Raw genomic sequence first — 21,444 nt, forward strand, 5'->3', positions numbered from 1 at the left:
AGGCTCTAATAGAGTTCCGATGGCTGGCGGTAGAAGCCTTTTTACATGCATGCTTCGATCGCCTAGCCTTCTTCATACCCACTGTCAGTGGGGTAGATAGCTCGTCCGTGTATCCAGATCGCCTTTTCGGACTCGGCAAACTCGCGTTGCCAGAGCAGCCACTCCGAGCTCTTCAGCAAGATGCCGTCTTTGCTGTAAACACGGAAGAATGAGCCGCTGCTGAAGAGCCTTACGATCCATCCAAGTGCCCCAAGTGAGGAAAATTTTGGGGTGTACGTATTGATGTAGCAGGAGCGCGATTCATTCCAGTAGGTCATGTAATGCTGAGTATCTGTGGCCAAACTGAGCTTTACGTAAAGCCATCCTGCACCTAGTGCAATCAGCAACGCTGCGAAAGCACCGCAAGATATGGCCAGTCTGGTCATCACCTTACTCCAGCTACAGTCAGTAAAATGGCTATGAGAATCAGCGTTGCTGAAACGAAAGCTACCCATCCGCGTGCGATCAATAACCATGCCAGTGCGCCGCCAAGGAGAAAGCTGCAAGGTGCGATGACAGTGAAAACATAACGATTGTACATAGATGCACGAGTTTCGCCCTGGTATGCCTGTCCAAACTGGAATAGTTCGGAGTACGGGATATACAGCGGCTTGGCAAAAAATAGTAAATTCAAAATAAATAGAATTAAGCCTGATGCAGAAGTAGTGGCTGCATGTCGGAGAGCTCGGTGCGTGGCCATATGCAAACCTCTTGAAAACTTTCGCTGGAACGTAAGTGGCGAAGGGGCGCGATTTGTGCCATAGCAGCCCGCCGAAAATCGCGCACTGCCTCTGCAAACAGGTTGTGCACTAAAAGATCTCATTCATTACCCAGTTGTTGAATCTGTACAGAGCCAGCACGTTTATTGCTGAAAAAAATAATAGATTAAAAATATTTCTCTTCGTTTTGTTCTTGGCTAGTGTGACGAGGTCAATGCTAAACAGGATCGCGCTGGCAATCGTGAGTGGGATGTAAGCGGCTGCGCTGAAGGAGAATAGCCAGTACAAGAAGTTTCCTTGGAGACGATGGTCAAAAATTCGAATATCAATAGGCCAATTGCTGCCGGGCTCGTTTAGTGTCACGATCAGCATAAGTAGTGAGGTAATGGCTATTGGGTAGCGGCACATGACTATCGAAGTCCCAAGGTGTAAAGGGATTTGGCTAGTTGGCGTCGTCGATTTCGTGCCTCTGCGTTGTCGGCAGAGTAATAGAAATGTCCGTCCTTGCCCCCGTCGAACATTTGTTTCCTGAGTATGGGAATGCAGTCGACAATTTTCTTGTCTGTCATGCCTGCATAGATGGGGTCGCCGTGGCTCACCAGATCGACGATGTGGGTGTTGAGGATGTTGGGGTGGTTGATGACAGCATTTTTCAAACTGACGTTTATTGGCGCGCCAATCAGGATCAGGTGATCGACGATGATCCCCTTGCGTGCATGGAATATCGCGGTGCGTGCTGCAATAACCGCGCCCCATGAGTAACCGATGATGTTGAACTGCCCCGCGGTGGGAATAGGGTGACTGATCCCGATCGTTGTCAGCGAAAAATCGGAGGCCTTGATTTCTTTAATGTCCCGACTGAGCTTGATCGCGAACAGGTCGCTGGTTGGGGTGCATTCGATCTGCTCGTGTTCTCGAATCGTGACCAGGCCGAACAGGTATTTCTTCTCGATGTACTCGTTGCCGTAGGTGCATTTCTGCAGTTCACCGTACTCGAATACAACTGGATCGTTTTCGTCTTGATTGTAGAGAACCACCGCAGAGGCATCGCCAAGCATGTCGATGAACGAGGGTACATATTTGTCCAGCCCTGCGATGAGGGCGGAGTAGTTAGCGAAGACAGGATTCGCAATGCCGGCTTCTTTCAGGGCGGCAACCATGTCGCCGTTGTAAGAACCGACCATGCCTGCCCCGCCAAGAAACACAGTTAGCCCCTGATCGAGTACCACAGCCTTCGGTGCCCTATCTGCAGTAGGCGTGCTCTGTTTGGTCGCCACCTTTTTGTAGGTGCCTGATGGAGTGTTGATCACATCCTGTGCCATGTTCTTCAACCTCCAGCGGCTATGTATATATCGATTTTCTCGGCGCTTACGTGTTCTGCCAGCCGGTGTGTCAGACCCTGGGCATCGGTGACTCCGGCTTCCTGCTGGCCGTTCTCTCGCACAAGCAAGTACTGTCGGTTGGCAATGGGGTTTCCTTGCGCATCCTTGAGCACGAACTGTTCATCGAATCCTGGAATAATTACCGGAGCCGGTGCGGTAAACGGCGCTGGCGTATAGCTATTGCCGATAATCACCGTCCCCGATCCCCCCACCACCACATTTCCATGGCTCCCGACACTCCCCAGCACCGCCGCCGGCTGGCCATTGATCAGCACGTTGGCAATCACGTTGCCGCTCATGGCCCCCCGCAGGCGGAGACATCGCCCAGGCGCGCGGCGGGCAGTCCGTCGAACAGCACGTCGGGCGAGCCGGCGGCGATCGGGTTGCTGCCGTGGCCGGGGAGCGGGCAGGCGGTGGGATCGCCCAGGCGGGCGGCGGGTTTGCCGGACATCGTCGTTCTCCTTAACTGATCCTGACCTGGCCGCTGCCGTCCAGGCGGGCGGCGAAGCTGACCTGACGGCGCAAGCCGTCCACTTCCAGCAGCCCTTCGATGGCGAAGTTGAGGCTGAGCGGATCGTGGTCGCGCGGCAGGGAAACCACCCGCACCTGGCGCAGGCGCGGTTCGTAGGCCTCGATGAAGCGTTCGATGGCGCTGCGCGCCTGCTGCAGCGAGTCGTGCAGCGACAGGCGCATGTCGTTGAGATCGGGCAACCCGTAGTCGGGCAGCGTCTGTACACTGCCCGCCCGGGTGCTGAGCATCTTGGCCAGGTGGGCAGCCACCGAAGCCATCACGGCGACTTCGTGACTCCAGCCAGCACGCTGGCCGGCTGCACCGCCGAGACGTTCGAACAGGCTGCCGTAAGCCATGGCCGCTTACTCCTTGTCCAGCTTGCCGACCAGCGACAGGGTGAAGTCCGCCCCCATGTACTTGAAGTGCGGACGCACACTGAGGCTGACGCGGTACCAGCCCGGTTCGCCTTCCACCTCGCTGACGGCGATCTGCGCGGCGCGCAGCGGACGGCGGCCGCGAACTTCGGCGCTGGGGTTGTCCTGGTCGGCGACGTACTGGCGGATCCACTTGTTCAGCTCGCGCTCGAGGTCGCTGCGCTCCTTCCAGGAGCCCAGTTGCTCGCGCTGCAGCACTTTCAGGTAGTGGGCCAATCGGTTGACGATGAACAAGTAGGGCAGCTGGGTGCCGAGCTTGTAGTTCAGCTCGGCGAGCTTGCCTTCCTCGCTGTTGCCGAAGAACTTGGGCTTCTGCACCGAGTTGGCGGAGAAGAACGCGGCGTTGTCGCTGCCCTTGCGCATGGTCAGGGCGATGAAGCCTTCTTCCGCGAGTTCATATTCGCGGCGGTCGGACACCAGCACCTCGGTGGGGATCTTGGTCTCGATCTCGCCCATGCTCTCGAACTGGTGCAGCGGCAGGTCCTCGACCGCGCCGCCGCTCTGCGGGCCTATGATGTTCGGGCACCAGCGGAACTTGGCGAAGCTGTCGGTCAGGCGGGTGGCGAAGGTATAGGCGGTGTTGCCCCACAGGTAGTGCTCGTGGCTGGCGCTGACGCTTTCTTTGTAGACGAAGGACTTCACCGGGTTCTCTTGCGGATCGTAGGGGGTGCGCAGCAGGAAGCGCGGCACGGTCAGGCCGACGTAGCGGGCGTCTTCCTGCTCGCGGAAGCTCTGCCACTTGGCGAACTGCGGGCCCTCGAAGTGGTCCTTGAGGTCCTTGAGATCCGGCAGGCCGGTGAAGCTTTCCAGACCGAAGAACTTCGGCCCGGCGGCGGCGATGAACGGCGCATGGGCCATGCTGGCGACGCTGGCGACGTACTGCAGGGTCTTCACGTCCGGGGCGCTGGGGTCGAAGAAGTAGTTGGCGATCAGTGCGCCGACCGGCTGGCCGCCGAACTGGCCGTACTCGGCGGTGTAGACGTGCTTGTACAGGCCGGACTGGACCACTTCCGGGCTGTCCTCGAAGTCGTCCAGCAGGTCCTGCTTGGACGCGTTGAGGATCTCCAGCTTGATGTTCTCGCGGAAGTTGGTGCGCTCGACCAACAGCTCGAGGCCGCGCCAGGCGGACTCCAGGGACTGGAACTGCGGGTGGTGGAGGATCTCGTCCATCTGCCGGCTGAGCTTGGCGTCGATCTCCGCGATCATGCGGTCGACCATGGCTTTCTTCACCGGCTCGTTTTCGTTCTGCGGCTTGAGCAGCTCCTCGATGAAGGCGGACACGCCGCGCTTGGCGATGGTGTAGGCCTCGTCGTCGGGTGTCAGGCGGGTTTCGGCGATGATGCGGTCGAGAATGCCGAGTTCGCTGGCGCTGCGGCTGCTTTGTACTGCTGCTTGGGTACTCATGGGGTGGCGTCCTTGTCGGTCGGGCTCAGGCGTCCAGTTTGTCCTGGGCGGCAAGGCCCAGTTCGGTGAGCACGCGCTCGCGCGAATCGTCGTCGGCGAGCACGCTTTCGATGGCCTTGCGGAAGGCCGGGGCGTTGCCCAGCGGCCCCTTCAGGGCGACCAGGGCGTCGCGCAGTTCCATCAGCTTCTGCAGCTCCGGCACCTGCTCGACCAGGCTGGCCGGGTTGAAGTCCTTCATCGACTCGAGGCGCAGCTGCAGCGCCAGCTCCTCGTCGCCCGGCTCGTCCTGCAGGCGGTTGGGCACGGCGAGGGTCAGGCTCAGCTCCTGCTTGGCCATCACTTCGTCGAAGTTGTGCTTGTCGATGGCGATCGGCTTGCGGTCCTCGAGCTTGCGCTCGTCGGCGCGCTGGGTGAAGTCGCCGAGCACCATCAGCTTCAATGGCAGTTCGAGCTCTTCCTGGGCGCCGCCGGTGGCGGGCTTGAAGGTGACGTTGATGCGTTCCTTGGGGGCTACCGAGCCTTCTTTGGCCATGGTGTTCTCCTTTGCGTGGGTGGCCCGGGGGCCTAGTCGAGCACCACCTCGAGATCGAGATGGCACAGCCTGCGGTAGATCTCGTCCTTGCGTTCGCGCACGGCGTGGTTCTGCGGCAGCAGCTCGCAACAGCTGTGCAGCAGGTGCAGTACCTCCAGGGCGAGGTCGGGCTCCCAACTGCCGAGCCCGGAGGTCTGCAGCAGCTGGTCGAGCGATTCGAGTTGGGTGCGGGCCAGTTCGTACTTCTTCGCCTGGAAGCACAGGCGGGCCATCGCCAGTTGCCAGAAGAAGCGTTCGCGACCGCCCTGGGCGCGGTTCAGGCCCTGCTTGAGGTGCTGCACGGCGACCTTCAGACCGTCCGTGCGCAGCTGTCCCTGGGCGTGCAGCAGGGCCTCCTCCCAGGGGGGGAGGGCGCCGGTTTCGCCGGGGACATGGGCGGGCGCGGGCGCCGGGTCCTGCAGGTGTGGGCGCACATGGGCGTCGATCCAGGCGCGGGTCTCGGCGTCGGCGAACGGGCTGCCATCATGGAAGCGCAGCTCCTCCAGCCCCGGCAGGCCCTGGAGGAACAGGGCCAGCTGGATTTCCACTTCCAGCATCGCCTGAGCGGCGTTCAGCTCCAGCAGGCACTCCCAGACCATGCGCTGGCCGTCCAGCCAGAAGGGCGCGCGGGCTATACTGGTTTCCAGGTCGAGCAGCAGGTCGGCGTACAGCCCCTGCTTGAAGCGCTCGCGATAGCTGGCCAGCTTGTCGGCCGGCAGGCCGCGCAGGGTGGTGATCTTCTCGGCGTTGCGTTCGGGCACGGCGTCGATGGGCAGCCACAGCAGAGTGCGCACCAGGCGCAGGGCACGCTGGTCGCCGGCCTTCTGCCTGAGCCACCAGCTGCACAGCGGCCGCGCCTGCTCCTGCAGGTTGCGCAGGTTGCGCTGGGCGTCCTTGCTGTTCTCCACCACGCCGGTGGGGTTGATGATCTGGGTAGCGGCCTGCTTGACCTGGGCGATGGCGGCGCCGACCGGGCCGGCTTCGGGATGGACCTGGCTGGCGCGCTCGACCAGCTCGTCGAGGCGGCGGCACAGCGGCAATAGCAGGGGGGCCTCTTCACCCAGATGGCTGGTCAGGCAGTCGTCCAGGCCGCGCAGGTGGCTGGCCATGGCGCGGAACAGCGGCAGCTGCTCGCCTACCGGCACCTGCACGGCCAGCGCCTGCTCCAGGCGCGGCAGCAGCCAGGTCAGTGCGGCGGCGCGGGTGCGTGGCTTGCGTGGATGCAGCTCGGCCCAGTGCCGGCTGCACAGCTGGTGCAGCATGGCCAGCCCGGCCTGCAGCCCGGCGAAGGATTCCCGCTGGTAGAGCGCCCAGCTCAGCCAGGCGGCGACGCGCAGGTCCTTGGATTGCTGGCCCAGCAGTGCTTCACTGCCTTCGAGCATCTTCTGCCAGTCGACGGCGGAGGTTTCATGCAGCGCTGCAGATTTGCCCAGCTCGCCTTCCAGCACTTCGAACTCGACCGAATAGCGTACGTCGGCACCAGCGAAGTCGCTGGTATCAATAGGCGTATTGGCTAGGTCGATATAGTGCTCGGCGAGCTTCTTGAAGTGCATCATCCCTGACTCGGTTGTTACGAGTGACGCCCCTGTCTCTCGTGGGTGAGTATTCGAAATTCGGCTGCGCAATTTTTTGCGCACTTAATCTTTGTGCAATAAGTTGCGCATATGATTTCGAATGCGCAGCATGCTAGTGGTCGAAAAACGGTCGATCAAGTTATTAGTGTGTGAACTGCTTGGCTTTGCTGGGAATGCGTTGCCTTGTTTGCAACGCCGGTGCGATCGGGTTTTTTCTTTGTCTGATGTTGATTTGATATCGATATAGTGCTGGTCTGATATCAATCGACTGGTCTGTCTTGATGCTCCCTGGTTGTTGTGGCTTTTTGACTGTGCAATTAATTGCGCAGTTGGTGATGGCTGGGTTGGTCTTGATTGTTTTCGAGTTGATGTATGGGTGCGCTTTTCAATAATGAAATGATGCAGATCAAGAGAATGGGCTCTTGCGGGATTTGGCGTGAGCACTTTCTGGCATTTCGGAACATTCGCGCGCTCTGTAAAACCGCGCCATTCCACTTCCCATCACGTTACCGGTTGGCCACTGCAGGTCCTGCCGCATGCTCGGCTCCTCCCACCTCCGCCAACTCCCCCCAGCGGCTCACATACCCCGGCGATTTCAGCTCCCGGCGCATCGCCCACTGCGGCTGCGCCGGGATGCGTGCCAGGCGCACGGTGCCGTGGCCGTGGCGGGCGTTGATGCGGTCGAGGGTGGCCATCAGCGCCTCGCTGCCGGGGCGCGGTGGCGGGGCGAACAGGTCGTCCTGCAGCTCGCCGGCGTGGGCCAGTTCCAGCAGTACCACGCCGATCTTCTGGTAGCGATAGCCGGGGCGGTACAGGCTGGCCAGGGCGCGCTGGGCGGCGGCGACCAGTTCGCGGCTGTCGCGGCTGGCGCGGGCCAGCGGCACGCTGGCGCTGCGCTGGTACTGGCGCTCGCCGGGGTTGTGCAGGCCGGTGCGCAGGTGCACCTGCAGCAGCCGGCACCAGGCGTCCTGCGCGCGCAGCTTCTCGGCGGCGCGCAGGGTGTGGCTGGCCAGCGCCTCGCGCAGCGGCGGCAGCTCGGTGATGCGCTCGGCGAAGCTGCGGCTGCAGGCGATGCTCTGCTTCGGCTCCGGGCCGTCGTGCAGGGCGAAGCAGCGCTCGCCGCGCAGCTCGCGCACCGTCTGCTCCATCGGCAGGCCGAACATGCGGCGCATCTGCGCCGGCTCCTGGCTTGCCAGCTCCCAGGCCGTGCGGATGCCCATCAGCTCCAGGCGCGGCGCCAGGCGGCGGCCGATGCCCCACACCTCGCCGACCGGCGCCAGGCGCAGCAGCTTCTCGTGGCGCACCGGCTCGGCGATCACCACCACGCCGCTGCGGCTGTGCTGCTTGGCGCACCAGTTGGCCAGCTTGGCCAGGGTCTTGCTGGCGGCGATGCCGACACCCACCGGAATGCCCACCAGGCGCTGCACCTCGCTCTTCAGGCGGCGGCCATAGAGTGGCAGCGGTTCGCCGAGGCCGGAGAGGTCGAGGAAGGCCTCGTCGATGGAGTACTGCTCGAGGCGCGGCGCCAGCTCGCCGAGTACGCGCATCACCCGCGCCGACAGGTTGCCGTACAGCGCGTAGTTGGAGCTGAACACCTCGACGCCGGCCAGGGCGCCGCGCTGCCTGAGCTTGAAGTACGGCTCGCCCATGCCGATGCCCAGCGCCTTGGCCTCGCTGCTGCGGCTGATCACGCAGCCGTCGTTGTTGCTCAGCACCACCACCGGGTGCTCGCGCAGGTCGGGGCGGAACAGCCGCTCGCAGGCGACGTAGAAGCTGTTGCAGTCGACCAGCGCGTACATGCTCAGGGCGCCAGGCGGTGGATGCAGGTGGTCACCACGCCGAACACCTCCAGCTCCTCGGCCGAAGCCAGGCGGAGGTCGGCGTAGCGCGGGTTGGCGGCGCGCAGCAGCGGTCGGCCGTCCTCGTACTCCAGGTGCTTGCAGGTGAAGGAGCCCTGGATGAGCGCCACCACCACCTGGCCGGCGCGTGGGCTCAGCGAGCGGTCGACCACCAGCACGTCGCCGTCGAAGATCCCGGCGCCCTCCATGCTGTCGCCACGGGCGCGCAGCAGGAAGGTCGCCGCCGGGTGGCGGATGCACAGCTCGTCGAGCGACAGCTCGGCCTCGATGTAGTCGTCGGCCGGCGAGGGGAAGCCGGCGGCGATGGGACTGAGGAACAGCGGCAGGCGTTGTGACGAGGCAGCCAGCGGGGCAGGGCGGTCGAGGGGCATGGCGGAATGCTCGAATACTGTATTTGTATACAGTATAGGGCGGCCGGCGCGCGGGTCAACGCAGCCGGTCGCCTCGCGCAATCGTTAACCTGATCGTAACGATCGACCGCCGGGCTTGATTGAACGCCCCCCCGCCGAACCCTACCGTGACTCCACGACAGCGGAACCTCGTGGAGTAGCCATGACAACAACAATTTCCCCCCCGCCGCAGTGGTCGCGCCGGCGCAGTGAGAAGCAGCGCCGCCTCGCCCAGGTGCGCCAGCTGGCCGACGGCGTGGTCCTGCCGACCGATCGGATCGTCGCCGCCCTGGAAGCACTGCTCGCCCCGGGCGATCGCGTGGTGCTGGAAGGCAACAACCAGAAGCAGGCGGACTTCCTGTCCCGCTCGCTGGCCAAGGTCGATCCCGGCCGCCTGCACGATCTGCACATGATCATGCCGAGCGTCAGTCGCAGCGAGCACCTCGACCTGTTCGAGCGCGGCATCGCCCGCAAGCTGGACTTCTCCTTCGCCGGCCCGCAGAGCCTGCGCATCGGCCAGCTGATGGAGGACGGCCTGCTCGAGGTCGGCGCCATCCATACCTACATCGAGCTGTACTCGCGCCTGCTGGTCGACCTGATTCCCAACGTCGCCCTGGTCGCCGGCTTCGTCGCCGACCGCGCAGGCAACATCTACACCGGGCCGAGCACCGAGGACACCCCGGCGCTGGTCGAGGCGGCGGCGTTCAGCGACGGCATCGTCATCGTCCAGGTCAACGAGATCGTCGACGACGTGCGCGACCTGCCGCGCGTGGACATCCCGGCCAGCTGGGTCGACTTCGTGGTGCAGGCCGACAAGCCGTTCTACATCGAGCCGCTGTTCACCCGCGATCCGCGCCACATCAAGCCGGTGCACGTGCTGATGGCGATGATGGCGATCCGCGGCATCTACGAGAAGCACAAGGTGCAGTCGCTCAACCACGGCATCGGCTTCAACACCGCGGCCATCGAGCTGATCCTGCCGACCTACGGCGAGCGCCTCGGCCTCAAGGGCAAGATCTGCCGCAACTGGACCCTCAACCCGCACCCGACCCTGATTCCGGCGATCGAGACCGGCTGGGTGGAGAGCGTGCACTGCTTCGGCACCGAACTGGGCATGGAGAACTACGTGGCGGCGCGCCCGGACGTGTTCTTCACCGGCCGCGACGGCTCGCTGCGCTCCAACCGCATGATGTGCCAGCTGGCCGGCCAGTACGCGGTCGACCTGTTCATCGGCGCGACCCTGCAGGTCGACGGCGACGGCCATTCCTCCACCGTCACCCGCGGCCGCCTGGCCGGCTTCGGCGGCGCGCCGAACATGGGCCACGACCCGCGCGGCCGCCGTCATGCCACCCCCGCCTGGTTGGACATGACCGAGCCGGTGACTCTGCTCGAGCGTGGCAAGAAGCTCGTCGTGCAGATGGTCGAGACCTACCAGGAAGGCGGCAAACCCACCTTCGTCGAGCAGCTCGACGCGGTGGAGGTGGCGCGCAAGGTCGGCATGCCGCTGGCGCCTGTGATGATCTACGGCGACGACGTCACCCACCTGCTCACCGAGGAAGGCATCGCCTACCTGTACAAGGCGCGCTCGCTGGAGGAGCGCCAGGCGATGATCGCCGCGGTGGCCGGGGTCACTGCCATCGGCCTGCGCCACGATCCGAAAGACACCGAGCGCATGCGCCGCGAGGGGCTGATCGCCCTGCCGGAGGATCTGGGCATCCGCCGCACCGACGCCAGTCGCGAGTTGCTCGCCGCCAAGAGCATCGCCGAGCTGGTCGACTGGTCCGGCGGCCTCTACAACCCGCCCGCCAAGTTCAGGAGCTGGTGATGAACGCCCGGATTGCGGCACGCCCGCAACTCAGTCTGGCCGAGGCGCTCGCCGACCTGGCCGTCGAGGCGCTGATCGACGAGGTCGAGCTGTCGCCCAAGCCGGCGCTGGTCGACCGCCGCGGCAGCGGCGCCCACCACGACCTCAGCCTGGAGCTGATGCACGCCTCGGCCTGGTCGCTGTGGCCGACCTTCCACGCCATGGCCGCCGCCGGCGAGAAAGCCGGGCAGGTCGATGTGGCCCTGCGCGAGACCCTCGGCCGCCTCGGCCGTGACGGCGAGGCGCAGATGCTCGAGGTCACCGGCGGGGTCAACACCCACCGCGGGGCGATCTGGGCGCTGGGCCTCTTGGTCACCGCCGCCGCCCAGGAGGCGCAGCCGAGCGCGGCAGGCGTGACCCTGCGCGCCGCACGGTTGGCGCGGCTGGAGGATCGCCACGTGCCGGTTCGCGCGCCGAGCAACGGCGAGCGTGTGCGCCAGCGCTACGGCGTCGGCGGCGCCCGCGCCGAGGCCCAGGCCGGCTTCCCCGGCGCGCTGCACCACGGCCTGCCGCAGCTCAAGCGCAGCCGCGCCGCCGGCGCCGGCGAGAGCCACGCCCGCCTGGACGCACTGCTGGCGATCATGGCCCAGCTCGACGACACCTGCGTGCTGCACCGCGCCGGCCCGGCTGGCCTTGCCTGCATGCAGGACGGCGCCCGCGCGGTGCTGGAATCTGGCGGCAGCGCCAGCCTGGCCGGCCGCCGCAGGCTCAGGGAATTGGACGTCTGTCTCTTGAGGTTGAATGCCTCGCCCGGCGGTGCAGCCGATCTGCTCGCCGCGACTTTATTCCTCGACCGCCTGGAGCCGACGCTCCGGGCGCAGATTGGGAGCCTGTGAACATGGAAACCCTGTCCTTTGCCTTCCCCGCCGGCCTGCCGGCAAGCCGGCGCGCTCAGGTGGGCTGCGTCGGCTCCGGCGACCTGGAAGTGCTGCTCGAGCCCGGCCAGGCCGGCACCCTGAGCATCCAGGTGGTCACCTCGGTGAACGGCAGCGCCGAGCGCTGGCGCCACCTGTTCGAGCGCATGTTCGCCGGTGGCAACCCGCCGGCCCTGAACGTCGATATCCACGATTTCGGCGCCACCCCCGGTGTGGTGCGGCTGCGTCTGGAGCAGGCGCTGGAGGAGGTGAGCGATGTCTGACCTGAATGCACTGCTGCACAGTCGCAGCTTCGTCGAACTCGGCGCCCGTCAGCGCGCCGCCGCGCTGCTCGATCAGGGCAGCCTGCGCGAACTGCTCGACCCCTTCGCCCGCGTCAAGTCGCCGTGGCTGGAGGCCCAGGGCATTGTCGCCCAGGCCGACGACGGCGTGGTGGTGGCCAAGGGCACCCTCGGCGGCCATCCGGCGGTGATCGCCGCCATCGAGGGCAACTTCCAGGGCGGCAGCCTCGGCGAGGTTGGCGGCGCCAAGCTGGCCGGCGCGCTGGAACTGGCCGCCGAGGACAACCGCAACGGCATCCCCACCTGCGCCGTGCTGCTGCTGGAGACCGGCGGCGTGCGCCTGCAGGAGGCCAACCTGGGCCTCGCCGCCATCGCCGAGGTGCAGGCCGCCATCGTCGAGCTGCGCCAGTACCAGCCGGTGATCGGCGTGGTCGCCGGCCCGGTGGGCTGCTTCGGCGGCATGTCGATCGCCGCCGCGCTGTGCAGCCACCTGCTGGTGACCCGCGAGGCGCGCCTGGGCCTCAACGGCCCGCAGGTGATCGAGCAGGAAGCCGGTCTCGACGAGTACGACTCGCGCGATCGCCCGTTCATCTGGAGCCTCACCGGCGGCGAGCAGCGCTTCGCCTGCGGCCTGGTCGACGCCTACGTCGCCGACGAGGTGGACGTGATCCGCGCGCGCCTGCTGCAAACCCTCGCCCAGCCCGGCGACGCCCTGCCGCGCAGCCGCCAGTACGCCCGCTTCCTCGACCTGCTGGCGCGCTACGACGCCGAACCGCAGGCCGACGCCGCCTCCGTGCGCGCCCTCTACCAAGGAGACCAGGCATGAGCACCGTCCTCTCGCAACGCGGCCTGAACTGGCTGCGCGCCCTGACCGCCGGCACCGGCGAGCAGCCGGGCTACCCGGCCTCGGTGCGCGTGGTCGACGCCAGCCTCGGCGGCCAGCCGGCCCGCTACATCGCGGTGGTGCCGGATGCGGAGAACCGCTTCCTGCGCGCCCGCAGCGGCGAGGTCGGCCTGCTGGAAGGCTGGAGCCTCGGCCGCGCGCTGGACGAGGTGATCGCTGCCGACCGTGATGCGCCGGTCAAGCGCGCGGTGGTCGCCGTGGTCGACGTGCCCAGCCAGGCCTACGGCCGCCGCGAGGAGGCCCTCGGCATCCACCAGGCGCTGGCCGGCGCGGTGGACGGCTACGCCCGCGCCCGTCTGGCCGGCCACCCGGTGATCGCCCTGCTGGTCGGGAAGGCCATGTCCGGCGCCTTCCTCGCCCACGGCTACCAGGCCAACCGCATCGTCGCCCTGCGCGATCCGGGGGTGATGGTCCACGCCATGGGCAAGGAGTCCGCCGCGCGGGTCACCTTGCGCACGGTCGACGAACTGGAAGCCTTCGCCGCCAAGGTGCCGCCGATGGCCTACGACCTTGACAGCTACGCCTCGCTCGGCCTGCTCTGGGAAACCCTGAGCGTGGAGGCCATCGAGGCGCCGCAGGGCGACGACCTGGCGCGGGTGCAGGCCTGCCTGGAGCAGGCGCAGGCCGACATCCGCGCTGGCGGCACCGACCTGCGCGGCCGCCTCGGCGCCGCCAACCGTGCCGCCTCGCAGCGCGTGCGCGAGCTGCTGCGCGCGCAGTGGTAACCGGGAGGAAACGCCCATGCCTGCCATCGACCAACTGCCGCAAGCCCACGACCTGCTGTGGGGCCTGAGCGCCGCGCAGCTCGACGCCGCCGCGCCGGACTGGGCGCGCGAGGTGCTCGCCGCCGGCCTGCCGGTGGTGGTGCGTCGCGGCCCGGCGCCGCAGGGCCAGGTCGCGGTGGGCGTGCGCGGGCGCGGCCGCGAGCAGCGCCATGCCTGCTGGATGCCGCTGGCGGCGATCAGCCGCCGGGTGGCGCCGGAGCAACTGACCGGCGGCGGGGCAGGGCAGGACGCCTGGCCGGCCCTGCGCGCCCTGGCATGGCTGGCGCCGCAGCTGGACGCCCTGGATCTGGTCTGGGGCGTCACCGGCGGCGTCGGCTACCAGCTGGCCAGCGGCGCGCCGGTGCTGCACGGCAACAGCGATCTCGACCTGCTGCTGCGCGCGCCGCAGCCGCTGGCGCGCGGCGCTGCCGCAGAATTGCTCGGCCTGCTCGACCGCGCCCTGTGCCGGGTCGACCTGCAGCTGGAGACCCCGCTTGGCGCCATCGCCCTGAGCGAGTGGGCGGGGCCGGCACCGCAGGTGCTGCTCAAGACCGAGCAGGGCCCGCGTCTGGTGCGCGACCCGTGGCAGGAGGTGGCGGCATGAGCAGTCTGTTCGCCTTCCCCGGCCAGGGCGCCCAGCAGCCGGGCATGCTTCATCAACTGCCGGATGCGCCCGAGGTCGCCGCCTGTCTGCGCGAGGCCGGTGCGGTGCTGGACGAGGACGTGCTGGCGCTGGATAGTGAGAAAGCCTTGCGTTCCACCCGCGCCGTGCAGCTGTGCCTGCTGCTCGCCGGGGTGTCCTGCGCCCGCCTGCTGATGGCGCGCGGCGCGCGGCCGGACTACGTGGCCGGGCTGTCGATCGGCGCCTGGGCGGCGGCGGTGAGCGCCGGGGCGCTGCAGTTCGCCGACGCGGTGCGCCTAGTCGCCCTGCGCGGCGAACTGATGGAACGCGCCTGGCCGAGCGGCTACGGGATGACCGCCATCCTCGGCCTCGAACGGGCGGTGGTGGAAGGCCTGCTGGCCGAGGTTCACGGTGCGGACAGCCCGGTGTACCTGGCCAACGTCAACTCCGCCAACCAGCTGGTGATCGCCGGCAGCGAGGCGGCCATGGCGGCGGTCGGCGCGCGGGCCCGTATCCTCGGCGCCGGCGCGGTCAAGCGCCTGGCGGTCAGCGTGCCGTCGCACTGCGCGCTGCTGGACGCACCCGCCGCGCAACTGGCCGCAGCCTTCGCCCAGGTGGAAGTGCGCCGCCCGGCGCTGCGCTACCTGAGTAGCAGCTCGGCACGCCTGGTCATGGAGCCGAGCGCCCTGCGCGACGACCTGGCCTTCAACATGTGCCGCCTGGTCGACTGGCAGGGCACCCTGCGCAACGCCTACGAACGTGGCGTGCGCCTGCACATCGAACTGCCTCCGGGCACGGTCCTCAGCGGACTGGCTCGCCGGGTGCTGAGACAGGGAACCGTGGCTGCCTTCCAGGGCGCCCGTCTCGACACGCTGGACGCGCTGCTGCGCGAGGAGGGCTGCGCCGACCGCTGACCGCCCTCTCGCGAAGTACAAGAACAACAACTTCGATCCACTAAAGGACAACAACAATGATCATCTACGGTGTAGCCCTGCTCGCAATCTGCACGCTGGCCGGCCTGTTCGTCGGCGACCTGCTCGGCGTGCTTATCGGTGTGCCCTCCAACGTCGGCGGTGTCGGCATCGCCATGCTCCTCTTGATCTTCGGCGGCAGCTACCTGCACAGGCGCGGCGCCCTGGGCGCCAAGACCGAACAGGGCATCGAGTTCTGGAGCGCCATCTACATTCCCATCGTGGTCGCCATGGCCGCCCAGCAGAACGTGGTCGGCGCGCTGTCCGGCGGCCCGGCGGCGATCCTCGCCGGCCTCGCCGCGGTCAGCCTGAGCTTCGCCCTGGTGCCGGTGCTCGACCGCCTCGGCCGCAAGGACGAGGTGGCCGCGGAGCCTGAAGCCAAGCCCGCTGCCCCTGTTGTCGCCACTGCCAAACCTGCCGCCTCCAGCGCCCAACGGTGATTGCCATGATCCTCGAATCCCTGACCAAGGTACTCAACGGCTACGGCATGATCAGCGGCTTCGCCGTGATCGGCGCGACCATGTGGCTGTCCTACTGGGCGTCCGCCAAGCTGACCAAGGGCCGCCTGCACGGCTCGGCCATCGCCATCCTGCTCGGCCTGGTGCTGTCCTACGTCGGCGGCCTGTATACCGGCGGGCAGAAAGGCCTGGTCGACATCCCGCTGCTGTCCGGCCTCGGCATCCTCGGTGGCGCCATGCTGCGCGACTTCGCCATCATCGCCACCGCCTTCGGCGTCAACGTGGCGGAGCTCAAGCGCGCCGGGGCCAGCGGGGTACTGGCGCTGTTCGTCGGCATCTTCGCCTCCTTCGTCGCCGGCGCCGGGGTGGCCCTGGCCTTCGGCTACACCGACGCGGTCAGCCTGACCACCATCGGCACCGGCGCGGTGACCTACATCGTCGGCCCGGTGACCGGCGCGGCCATCGGCGCCAGCTCCGAGGTGATGGCGCTGTCGATCGCCGCCGGCCTGATCAAGGCCATCGTGGTGATGGTCGCCACGCCCTTCGTCGCGCCCTTCATCGGCCTCAACAACCCGCGCGCCGCGGTGATCTTCGGCGGCCTGATGGGCACCTCCAGCGGCGTGGCCGGCGGCCTGGCGGCCACCGACCCGAAGCTGGTGCCCTACGGCTGCCTGACCGCGGCCTTCTACACCGCCCTCGGCTGCCTGCTCGGCCCGTCGCTGATCTACTTCGTGATGCGCGGCCTGTTCGGCTGATCGGCAATGCCTTCGCCAGCGGCCCGCCTTGTGCGGGCCGTTGGCGTTTGGGCGGGGTACGGATCAGGCGCGCAAGCTGATCCAGTCGTCGCAGTTGCCACGGCAGGTGCCCGGGCAGGCACAACCGGTACGGCTGCGCCCGGTGGCCTGTTCCATGCGCCGGGCCACCTCGGGATCGTCGGCGAACGGCAGCATGGCCGCCTCGTCCAGGCTGCGCCGGCTCCTGCCGGACAGGCAGAGCTGCACGGCGATGAAGAACAGGGTCACGCAGGTCAGCAGCCAGAGTTCGTTGGTCATGGTGATTCTCCGCAAATAAAAAAGCCCGGCGCAGGGGAACGCCGGGCGAAAGGTCATGCGCACTGCGCATGAGCCTGAGAGACGACAGGGTCGGCCAGGCGCACGGTGCGCCAGGTGTTCCAGGCCATCAGCAGCATGCCGGTGAGGAAGAACAGGCCGCCGATCAGGCGCACCAGGAAGCCGGCGTGGCTGGCCTCCAGCGCCTCGACGAACGAGTAGGTCAGCGTGCCGTCCTCGTTGGTGGCGCGCCACATCAGGCCCTGCATGATGCCGTTGACCCACATCGAGGCGATGTACAGCACGGTGCCGATGGTCGCCAGCCAGAAGTGCAGGTTGATCAGCGCGATGCTGTGCATCCGCGCGCGGCCGAACACCCTGGGGATCAGGTGGTACAGCGAGCCGAAGGTGATCATCGCCACCCAGCCCAGCGCGCCGGCGTGCACATGGCCGATGGTCCAGTCGGTGTAGTGGGACAGGGCGTTGACGGTCTTGATCGCCATCATCGGCCCCTCGAAGGTGGACATGCCGTAGAAGGCCAGCGACACCACCAGAAAGCGCAGGATCGGGTCGGTGCGCAACTTATGCCAGGAGCCGGACAGGGTCATCATGCCGTTGATCATGCCGCCCCAGCTCGGCGCGAGGAGGATGATCGACATCACCATGCCGAGGGTCTGCGCCCAGTCGGGCAGCGCGGTGTAGTGCAGGTGGTGCGGGCCGGCCCAGATGTACAGGGTGATCAGCGCCCAGAAGTGCACGATGGACAGCCGGTAGGAATACACCGGGCGCCCGGCCTGCTTGGGCACGAAGTAGTACATCATCCCCAGAAAGCCGGTGGTGAGGAAGAAACCCACCGCGTTGTGGCCGTACCACCACTGCACCATGGCGTCGGTGGCGCCGCTATACAGCGAGTAGGACTTGAACCAGCCGACCGGGATGGCCAGGTGGTTGACGATGTGCAGCATCGCCGTGGCGAGGATGAAGGCGCCGAAGAACCAGTTGCCGACGTAGATGTGCCTGGTCTGGCGCTTCATCACCGTGCCGAAGAACACCACCGCGTAGGCGACCCAGACGACGGCCATCACCACCGCGCCGGTGAACTCGAGCTCGGCGTACTCCTTGGTGGTGGTGTAGCCCAGCGGCAGGCTGACCAGCATGATGGCGATCACCGCCTGCCAGCCCCAGAAGGTGAAGGCGATCAGCGGACCACCGAACAGACGGGTCTGGCAGGTGCGCTGTACCGTGTAGTAGGAGGTGGCGAACAGCCCGCAGCCGCCGAAGGCGAAGATCACCAGGCTGGTGTGCAGCGGGCGCAGGCGGCCGAAACTGGTCCATTCGAGGTCGAAGTTGAGGGCCGGCCAGACCAGCTGCGAGGCGATCAACACCCCCATGGCCATGCCGACGACGCCCCAGACCACGGTCATCACGGCGAACTGGCGCACCGCCCGGTAGTCGTAGGCCTGTTCGGAAATCGTTGTGCTCATGTCGAAACCTTTCTGCTGACAGGGTGCTTGGCGGCCGCGGCGCAAGGCGCGGCACGTTGCACACTGTAGGAGGCGGTTTCGCTGCAAAACAGACTCAGATCGGCGCGATTCGACCGGATCAGAACGAGGCGAGGATGCGCCCGAGCACTTCCATGGCGCGCTCGCTCTGCGCGTCCCACGGATGGCCGTAGTTGAGCCGCGCGCAGTTGCCGAAACGCCGGGTGGCCGAGAAGATCGGCCCCGGCGCCAGGCTGATGCCCTGGGCCAGCGCCAGTTGAAACAGCTGCAACGAGTCGACCTGCTCGGGGAACTCGAACCACAGGAAGTAGCCGCCGCCCGGCCGGGTCACCCGCGTGCTGGCCGGGAAGTGCCGCGCCGCCGAGGCCAGCATCGACGCCTGCTGGCTCTCCAGCGCGTGGCGCAGGCGGCGCAGGTGACGGTCGTAGCCGCCGTGCTGCAGGTAGTCGGCGATGGCCGCCTGCGCCGGCACCGACGGCGAGATGGTGGTCATCAGCTTGAGCCGGCGGATCTGCTCGGCCCAGCGCCCGCCGGCCACCCAGCCGATGCGGTAGCCCGGCGCCAGGCACTTGGAGAACGAGCCGCAGTGCATCACCAGACCCTCGCGGTCGAAGCTCTTCACCGGCTTGGGCGGCTGGCTGCCGAAGTACAGCTCGGCGTACACGTCGTCCTCGATCAGCGGCACCTGATGACGCTGCAGCAGCGCGTAGAGCGCGCGCTTCTTGTCGTCGTCCATGCTCGCGCCGAGCGGGTTCTGCAGGCTGCTCATGAACCAGCAGGCCTTGATCGGCAACTGCTGGAGACTGGCCTCCAGGCTGGCCAGGTCGATGCCCTCGCGCGGGTGCACGGGGATCTCCACCGCCTTGAGCTCCAGGCGTTCGAGCACCTGCAGGGTGGCATAGAACGCCGGCGCCTCGATGGCCACCAGGTCGCCCGGACGGGTCACGCACTGCAGGCACAGGTTGAGCGCCTCCATGGCACCGCAGGTGATCACCAGTTCCTCCAGCGGCAGCAGCACCCCGCTGACCATGTAGCGCAGGGCGATCTGCCGGCGCAGGTCGGCGTTGCCCTCGGTCATGTCGGCGATCACCGCGCGCGGCGCCAGTTCGCGCACCGCGTGGCTCATCGAGCGCGCCAGGCGGGCGAGGGGGAACAGGTCGGGGCTGGGGAAGGCCGAGCCGAACGGCACGGTGTTCGGGTCCTTCAGCGAGCCGAGCACCGAGAACACCAGTTCGCTGACGTCGACCACGCTGGTCTGCGCCTCGCGGGCGCTGATCTCCGGCTCCGGCAGCGGACGCCGGGCCAGCTCGCGGACGAAGTAGCCCGAGCGCGCCCGCGCGACGATCAGCCCGCGGCTCTCCAGCAGGTAGTAGGCCTGGAACACCGTCGACGGACTGACCCCGTAGGTGCGGCTGGCATGCCGCACCGAGGGCACCCGTTGCCCGGGAGCGAGGATGCCGGAGCGGATCAGTTCGGCGATTTCGTCGGCGAATTTCTCGTAGCGTTTCATCTTGTCCGGGCTCAGCGGCCTGCGGATGGGCGTCAGGTAGTCTAACGGCTTGCCACTGCGCATGGCTCGGCTCCGGGGTTGGGCTGGTACCTGGCTTGTAGGGGCGAATTCATTCGCCTTGCTGCGGTCGTTGGCGAATGAATTCGCCCCTACGGGGAGCATCAGCGATGGCGCGGCGACACGAAGGTGCTCTGGGTGGTGACGCGCACCTCGGGATCGTCCAGGTCCGCCACCGCGAAGCGCAGCGGCGTGGCGCTGTCGGCCGTGTGCCCGGCGCTCAGCGCCACGCTCACCGCGACGTCGAGGATCTCCCCGGGCGCCAGCTGCAGCTCCTCGGCGCCCTGCAGGACGAAGGGGCCGGGTTCGACCAGGGTCACGGCGTAGCGGTGTGGCTGCTGGGTCTTGTTGATCACCTTGAGGCGGTAGATGTTCTCGATCTGCCCGGCGCTGTTCTCGCGGTACAGGCCACGGTCCTTGGTCACGTCCAGCGACACCAGCGGCCGTGCGTCGAGGGCCCAGCCGAAGGCGCCGAACATCAGCAGCAGTGCCGCGGCGTAGCCGACCAGGCGCGGGCGCAGCCAGCGGGTCTTGCCGCCGGCCAGTTCGCGTTCGGAGCCGTAGCGCACCAGGCCGCGGGCGTAGCCCATCTTGTCCATGATGCTGTCGCAGGCGTCGACGCAGGCGCCGCAGCCGATGCATTCCAGCTGCAGGCCGTCGCGGATGTCGATGCCGGTCGGGCAGACCTGCACGCACAGGGTGCAGTCGATGCAGTCGCCGAGGCCGAGCGCCCTGGGGTCGGCTTCCTTCTTGCGCGCGCCACGGTTCTCGCCGCGCGCGGCATCGTAGGAGACCACCAGGGTGTCGGCGTCGAACATCACGCTCTGGAAGCGCGAGTAGGGGCACATGTCGCGGCACACCTTCTCGCGCAGCCAGCCGGCGTTGAGGTAGGTGGCGGCAGTGAAGGAGAACACCCAGAAGGCGGCGGTGGCGTCCAGCTGCAGGGTGAACAGGTCGTGGACCAGCGCGCGGATCGGCGTGAAGTAGCCGACGAAGGCCAGAGCGGTGACCAGGCTGACCGCCAGCCACAGGCCGTGCTTGGCGCCGCGGCGCAGCAGTTTCCCGACCGACCAGGGCGCGGCGTCGAGCTTGATGCGCTGCTGGCGGTCGCCCTCGGTGACCTTCTCCGCCCACATGAAGATCCAGGTCCACACGCTCTGCGGGCAGGCGTAGCCGCACCACACCCGCCCGGCGGCCACGGTGATGGCGAACAGGCCGAAGGCGCAGATGATCAGCAGCGCCGAGAGCAGGATGAAGTCCTGCGGCCAGAAGGTGGCGCCGAAGATGTGGAACTTGCGCCCGGCCAGATCCCACAGCACTGCCTGGCGGCCGTTCCAGTTCAGCCAGGCGGTGCCGAAGAACAGCAGGAACAGCGCGCCGGCGCCGGCCAGGCGCAGGTTGCGGTACAGGCCGGTGAAGCTGCGGGTGTGGATCGGACCGCCGGCCTGGGCGGGGGTCAGGCGCGTGGGCCGCGGTTCGACCGTCTCGACGATCCGGGCGGGAATGCGTTCGCTCATGGGAAGGCTCCATAGGCCTGCAAAAGATGGGGCCATGATCGGAGATCGACTGCCGGGGAAACAGACTCAGATCCGGCGATAAAAAGCGGATCAGATGGGCCACGACGGCCGGCGGCCGATCTCGCATGGGCGGTCTGATATGGTTTTTTGCGCGGGATCTGCCGCTGTTTTTGCGCGCTGCCGCTGGG

At 66.9% G+C, this 21,444-nt stretch carries 22 protein-coding genes and 1 pseudogene; 9 read left to right on the top strand and 14 right to left on the bottom strand.

The features are described 5' to 3' along the window. Window positions 1–62: 62 nt before the first annotated feature. The 10 genes and pseudogenes from BLT78_RS03550 to BLT78_RS03595 all read right to left on the bottom strand — a co-directional run bounded on the left by BLT78_RS03550 (window position 63) and on the right by BLT78_RS03595 (window position 8,864). A complete protein-coding gene (locus BLT78_RS03550) occupies window positions 63–425 on the bottom strand; it encodes a hypothetical protein (RefSeq protein ID WP_090347650.1) in 363 nt (120 codons plus the stop codon). Between the two features lie 743 nt (window positions 426–1,168). Continuing rightward, on the bottom strand, window positions 1,169–2,080 hold the full coding sequence (locus tag BLT78_RS03560; RefSeq protein ID WP_090347652.1) for a hypothetical protein: 912 nt from the start codon (window positions 2,078–2,080) through the stop codon (window positions 1,169–1,171). A 203-nt stretch (window positions 2,081–2,283) separates the two neighbouring features. Continuing rightward, window positions 2,284–2,591, bottom strand: a pseudogene (locus tag BLT78_RS21915) (PAAR domain-containing protein); the annotation flags it as partial. An 11-nt stretch (window positions 2,592–2,602) separates the two neighbouring features. After that, window positions 2,603–3,007, bottom strand: coding sequence for a type VI secretion system baseplate subunit TssE (gene tssE, locus BLT78_RS03570; RefSeq protein WP_090347653.1), 405 nt, complete (start codon window positions 3,005–3,007; stop codon window positions 2,603–2,605). Between the two features lie 6 nt (window positions 3,008–3,013). Further along, window positions 3,014–4,489, bottom strand: a complete 1,476-nt coding sequence (tssC, locus tag BLT78_RS03575; protein ID WP_090347654.1) for a type VI secretion system contractile sheath large subunit — start codon at window positions 4,487–4,489, stop codon at window positions 3,014–3,016. Window positions 4,490–4,514: 25 nt separating this feature from the next. Beyond that, complete coding sequence (gene tssB / locus BLT78_RS03580; protein ID WP_090347655.1) at window positions 4,515–5,021, bottom strand: type VI secretion system contractile sheath small subunit; 507 nt, start codon at window positions 5,019–5,021, stop codon at window positions 4,515–4,517. A gap of 32 nt (window positions 5,022–5,053) precedes the next feature. Further along, the gene (gene tssA, locus BLT78_RS03585) at window positions 5,054–6,616 is read right to left on the bottom strand and encodes a type VI secretion system protein TssA (RefSeq protein WP_090347656.1); all 1,563 of its coding nucleotides are present in this window, start codon (window positions 6,614–6,616) and stop codon (window positions 5,054–5,056) included. Between the two features lie 81 nt (window positions 6,617–6,697). Beyond that, window positions 6,698–7,129, bottom strand: coding sequence for a hypothetical protein (locus tag BLT78_RS21520; RefSeq protein ID WP_172830761.1), 432 nt, complete (start codon window positions 7,127–7,129; stop codon window positions 6,698–6,700). A gap of 11 nt (window positions 7,130–7,140) precedes the next feature. Then, a complete protein-coding gene (gene umuC, locus BLT78_RS03590) occupies window positions 7,141–8,433 on the bottom strand; it encodes a translesion error-prone DNA polymerase V subunit UmuC (RefSeq protein WP_090347657.1) in 1,293 nt (430 codons plus the stop codon). Between the two features lie 2 nt (window positions 8,434–8,435). After that, the gene (locus BLT78_RS03595; RefSeq protein WP_090347658.1) at window positions 8,436–8,864 is read right to left on the bottom strand and encodes a LexA family protein; all 429 of its coding nucleotides are present in this window, start codon (window positions 8,862–8,864) and stop codon (window positions 8,436–8,438) included. Window positions 8,865–9,045: 181 nt separating this feature from the next. Here BLT78_RS03595 and mdcA point away from each other — a divergent pair, with 181 nt between their 5' ends. The 9 genes from mdcA to madM are packed head-to-tail and all read left to right on the top strand — an operon-like array spanning window position 9,046 to window position 16,376. Continuing rightward, a complete protein-coding gene (mdcA, locus tag BLT78_RS03600) occupies window positions 9,046–10,707 on the top strand; it encodes a malonate decarboxylase subunit alpha (RefSeq protein ID WP_090347659.1) in 1,662 nt (553 codons plus the stop codon). Continuing rightward, on the top strand, window positions 10,707–11,582 hold the full coding sequence (locus BLT78_RS03605) for a triphosphoribosyl-dephospho-CoA synthase (protein WP_090347660.1): 876 nt from the start codon (window positions 10,707–10,709) through the stop codon (window positions 11,580–11,582). Before mdcA ends, BLT78_RS03605 begins: the two co-directional genes overlap by 1 nt. Window positions 11,583–11,584: 2 nt before the next feature. Continuing rightward, complete coding sequence (locus tag BLT78_RS03610; RefSeq protein WP_090347661.1) at window positions 11,585–11,884, top strand: malonate decarboxylase subunit delta; 300 nt, start codon at window positions 11,585–11,587, stop codon at window positions 11,882–11,884. After that, window positions 11,877–12,728 (top strand): biotin-independent malonate decarboxylase subunit beta, encoded by an 852-nt coding sequence (locus BLT78_RS03615; RefSeq protein ID WP_090347662.1) that lies wholly within the window; start codon window positions 11,877–11,879, stop codon window positions 12,726–12,728. The genes BLT78_RS03610 and BLT78_RS03615 overlap by 8 nt, the downstream gene beginning before the upstream one ends. Further along, entirely contained in the window at window positions 12,725–13,531 is an 807-nt protein-coding gene (gene mdcE, locus BLT78_RS03620) for a biotin-independent malonate decarboxylase subunit gamma (RefSeq protein ID WP_090347663.1), read from the top strand. Before BLT78_RS03615 ends, mdcE begins: the two co-directional genes overlap by 4 nt. Window positions 13,532–13,547: 16 nt before the next feature. Further along, entirely contained in the window at window positions 13,548–14,174 is a 627-nt protein-coding gene (locus BLT78_RS03625; RefSeq protein WP_090347664.1) for a malonate decarboxylase holo-ACP synthase, read from the top strand. Next, complete coding sequence (gene mdcH, locus BLT78_RS03630; protein ID WP_090347665.1) at window positions 14,171–15,106, top strand: malonate decarboxylase subunit epsilon; 936 nt, start codon at window positions 14,171–14,173, stop codon at window positions 15,104–15,106. Before BLT78_RS03625 ends, mdcH begins: the two co-directional genes overlap by 4 nt. Window positions 15,107–15,162: 56 nt before the next feature. Next, window positions 15,163–15,603 (top strand): malonate transporter subunit MadL, encoded by a 441-nt coding sequence (gene madL, locus BLT78_RS03635; RefSeq protein ID WP_090347666.1) that lies wholly within the window; start codon window positions 15,163–15,165, stop codon window positions 15,601–15,603. 8 nt (window positions 15,604–15,611) lie between these two features. Then, window positions 15,612–16,376, top strand: coding sequence for a malonate transporter subunit MadM (gene madM / locus BLT78_RS03640; protein WP_172830818.1), 765 nt, complete (start codon window positions 15,612–15,614; stop codon window positions 16,374–16,376). Window positions 16,377–16,439: 63 nt separating this feature from the next. On the opposite strand, the gene BLT78_RS03645 is transcribed toward madM, so the two are convergent. The 4 genes from BLT78_RS03645 to ccoG form a co-directional block, all read right to left on the bottom strand. Next, window positions 16,440–16,673, bottom strand: coding sequence for a cbb3-type cytochrome oxidase subunit 3 (locus BLT78_RS03645; protein ID WP_090347668.1), 234 nt, complete (start codon window positions 16,671–16,673; stop codon window positions 16,440–16,442). Window positions 16,674–16,726: 53 nt separating this feature from the next. Next, entirely contained in the window at window positions 16,727–18,154 is a 1,428-nt protein-coding gene (gene ccoN, locus BLT78_RS03650; protein WP_090347669.1) for a cytochrome-c oxidase, cbb3-type subunit I, read from the bottom strand. Window positions 18,155–18,272: 118 nt separating this feature from the next. Further along, complete coding sequence (mapR, locus tag BLT78_RS03655) at window positions 18,273–19,682, bottom strand: GntR family transcriptional regulator MpaR (protein ID WP_090352118.1); 1,410 nt, start codon at window positions 19,680–19,682, stop codon at window positions 18,273–18,275. Window positions 19,683–19,843: 161 nt separating this feature from the next. Beyond that, window positions 19,844–21,256 (bottom strand): cytochrome c oxidase accessory protein CcoG, encoded by a 1,413-nt coding sequence (gene ccoG / locus BLT78_RS03660; RefSeq protein WP_090347670.1) that lies wholly within the window; start codon window positions 21,254–21,256, stop codon window positions 19,844–19,846. Window positions 21,257–21,444 lie beyond the last annotated feature (188 nt).

Origin of the sequence: Pseudomonas oryzae, assembly GCF_900104805.1 — a bacterium.
In the GTDB taxonomy this organism is placed as follows: domain Bacteria; phylum Pseudomonadota; class Gammaproteobacteria; order Pseudomonadales; family Pseudomonadaceae; genus Geopseudomonas; species Geopseudomonas oryzae.

Excerpts from the sequence above, each read along its gene's own strand:
- BLT78_RS03550 (WP_090347650.1), bottom strand. The coding sequence starts at position 425 with ATGACCAGACTGGCCATATCTTGCGGTGCTTTCGCAGCGTTGCTGATT.
- BLT78_RS03560 (WP_090347652.1), bottom strand. The coding sequence starts at position 2,080 with ATGGCACAGGATGTGATCAACACTCCATCAGGCACCTACAAAAAGGTG.
- tssE (WP_090347653.1), bottom strand. The coding sequence starts at position 3,007 with ATGGCTTACGGCAGCCTGTTCGAACGTCTCGGCGGTGCAGCCGGCCAG.
- tssC (WP_090347654.1), bottom strand. The coding sequence starts at position 4,489 with ATGAGTACCCAAGCAGCAGTACAAAGCAGCCGCAGCGCCAGCGAACTC.
- tssB (WP_090347655.1), bottom strand. The coding sequence starts at position 5,021 with ATGGCCAAAGAAGGCTCGGTAGCCCCCAAGGAACGCATCAACGTCACC.
- tssA (WP_090347656.1), bottom strand. The coding sequence starts at position 6,616 with ATGATGCACTTCAAGAAGCTCGCCGAGCACTATATCGACCTAGCCAAT.
- umuC (WP_090347657.1), bottom strand. The coding sequence starts at position 8,433 with ATGTACGCGCTGGTCGACTGCAACAGCTTCTACGTCGCCTGCGAGCGG.
- BLT78_RS03595 (WP_090347658.1), bottom strand. The coding sequence starts at position 8,864 with ATGCCCCTCGACCGCCCTGCCCCGCTGGCTGCCTCGTCACAACGCCTG.
- mdcA (WP_090347659.1), top strand. The coding sequence starts at position 9,046 with ATGACAACAACAATTTCCCCCCCGCCGCAGTGGTCGCGCCGGCGCAGT.
- BLT78_RS03605 (WP_090347660.1), top strand. The coding sequence starts at position 10,707 with ATGAACGCCCGGATTGCGGCACGCCCGCAACTCAGTCTGGCCGAGGCG.
- BLT78_RS03610 (WP_090347661.1), top strand. The coding sequence starts at position 11,585 with ATGGAAACCCTGTCCTTTGCCTTCCCCGCCGGCCTGCCGGCAAGCCGG.
- BLT78_RS03615 (WP_090347662.1), top strand. The coding sequence starts at position 11,877 with ATGTCTGACCTGAATGCACTGCTGCACAGTCGCAGCTTCGTCGAACTC.
- mdcE (WP_090347663.1), top strand. The coding sequence starts at position 12,725 with ATGAGCACCGTCCTCTCGCAACGCGGCCTGAACTGGCTGCGCGCCCTG.
- BLT78_RS03625 (WP_090347664.1), top strand. The coding sequence starts at position 13,548 with ATGCCTGCCATCGACCAACTGCCGCAAGCCCACGACCTGCTGTGGGGC.
- mdcH (WP_090347665.1), top strand. The coding sequence starts at position 14,171 with ATGAGCAGTCTGTTCGCCTTCCCCGGCCAGGGCGCCCAGCAGCCGGGC.
- madL (WP_090347666.1), top strand. The coding sequence starts at position 15,163 with ATGATCATCTACGGTGTAGCCCTGCTCGCAATCTGCACGCTGGCCGGC.
- BLT78_RS03645 (WP_090347668.1), bottom strand. The coding sequence starts at position 16,673 with ATGACCAACGAACTCTGGCTGCTGACCTGCGTGACCCTGTTCTTCATC.
- ccoN (WP_090347669.1), bottom strand. The coding sequence starts at position 18,154 with ATGAGCACAACGATTTCCGAACAGGCCTACGACTACCGGGCGGTGCGC.
- mapR (WP_090352118.1), bottom strand. The coding sequence starts at position 19,682 with ATGAAACGCTACGAGAAATTCGCCGACGAAATCGCCGAACTGATCCGC.
- ccoG (WP_090347670.1), bottom strand. The coding sequence starts at position 21,256 with ATGAGCGAACGCATTCCCGCCCGGATCGTCGAGACGGTCGAACCGCGG.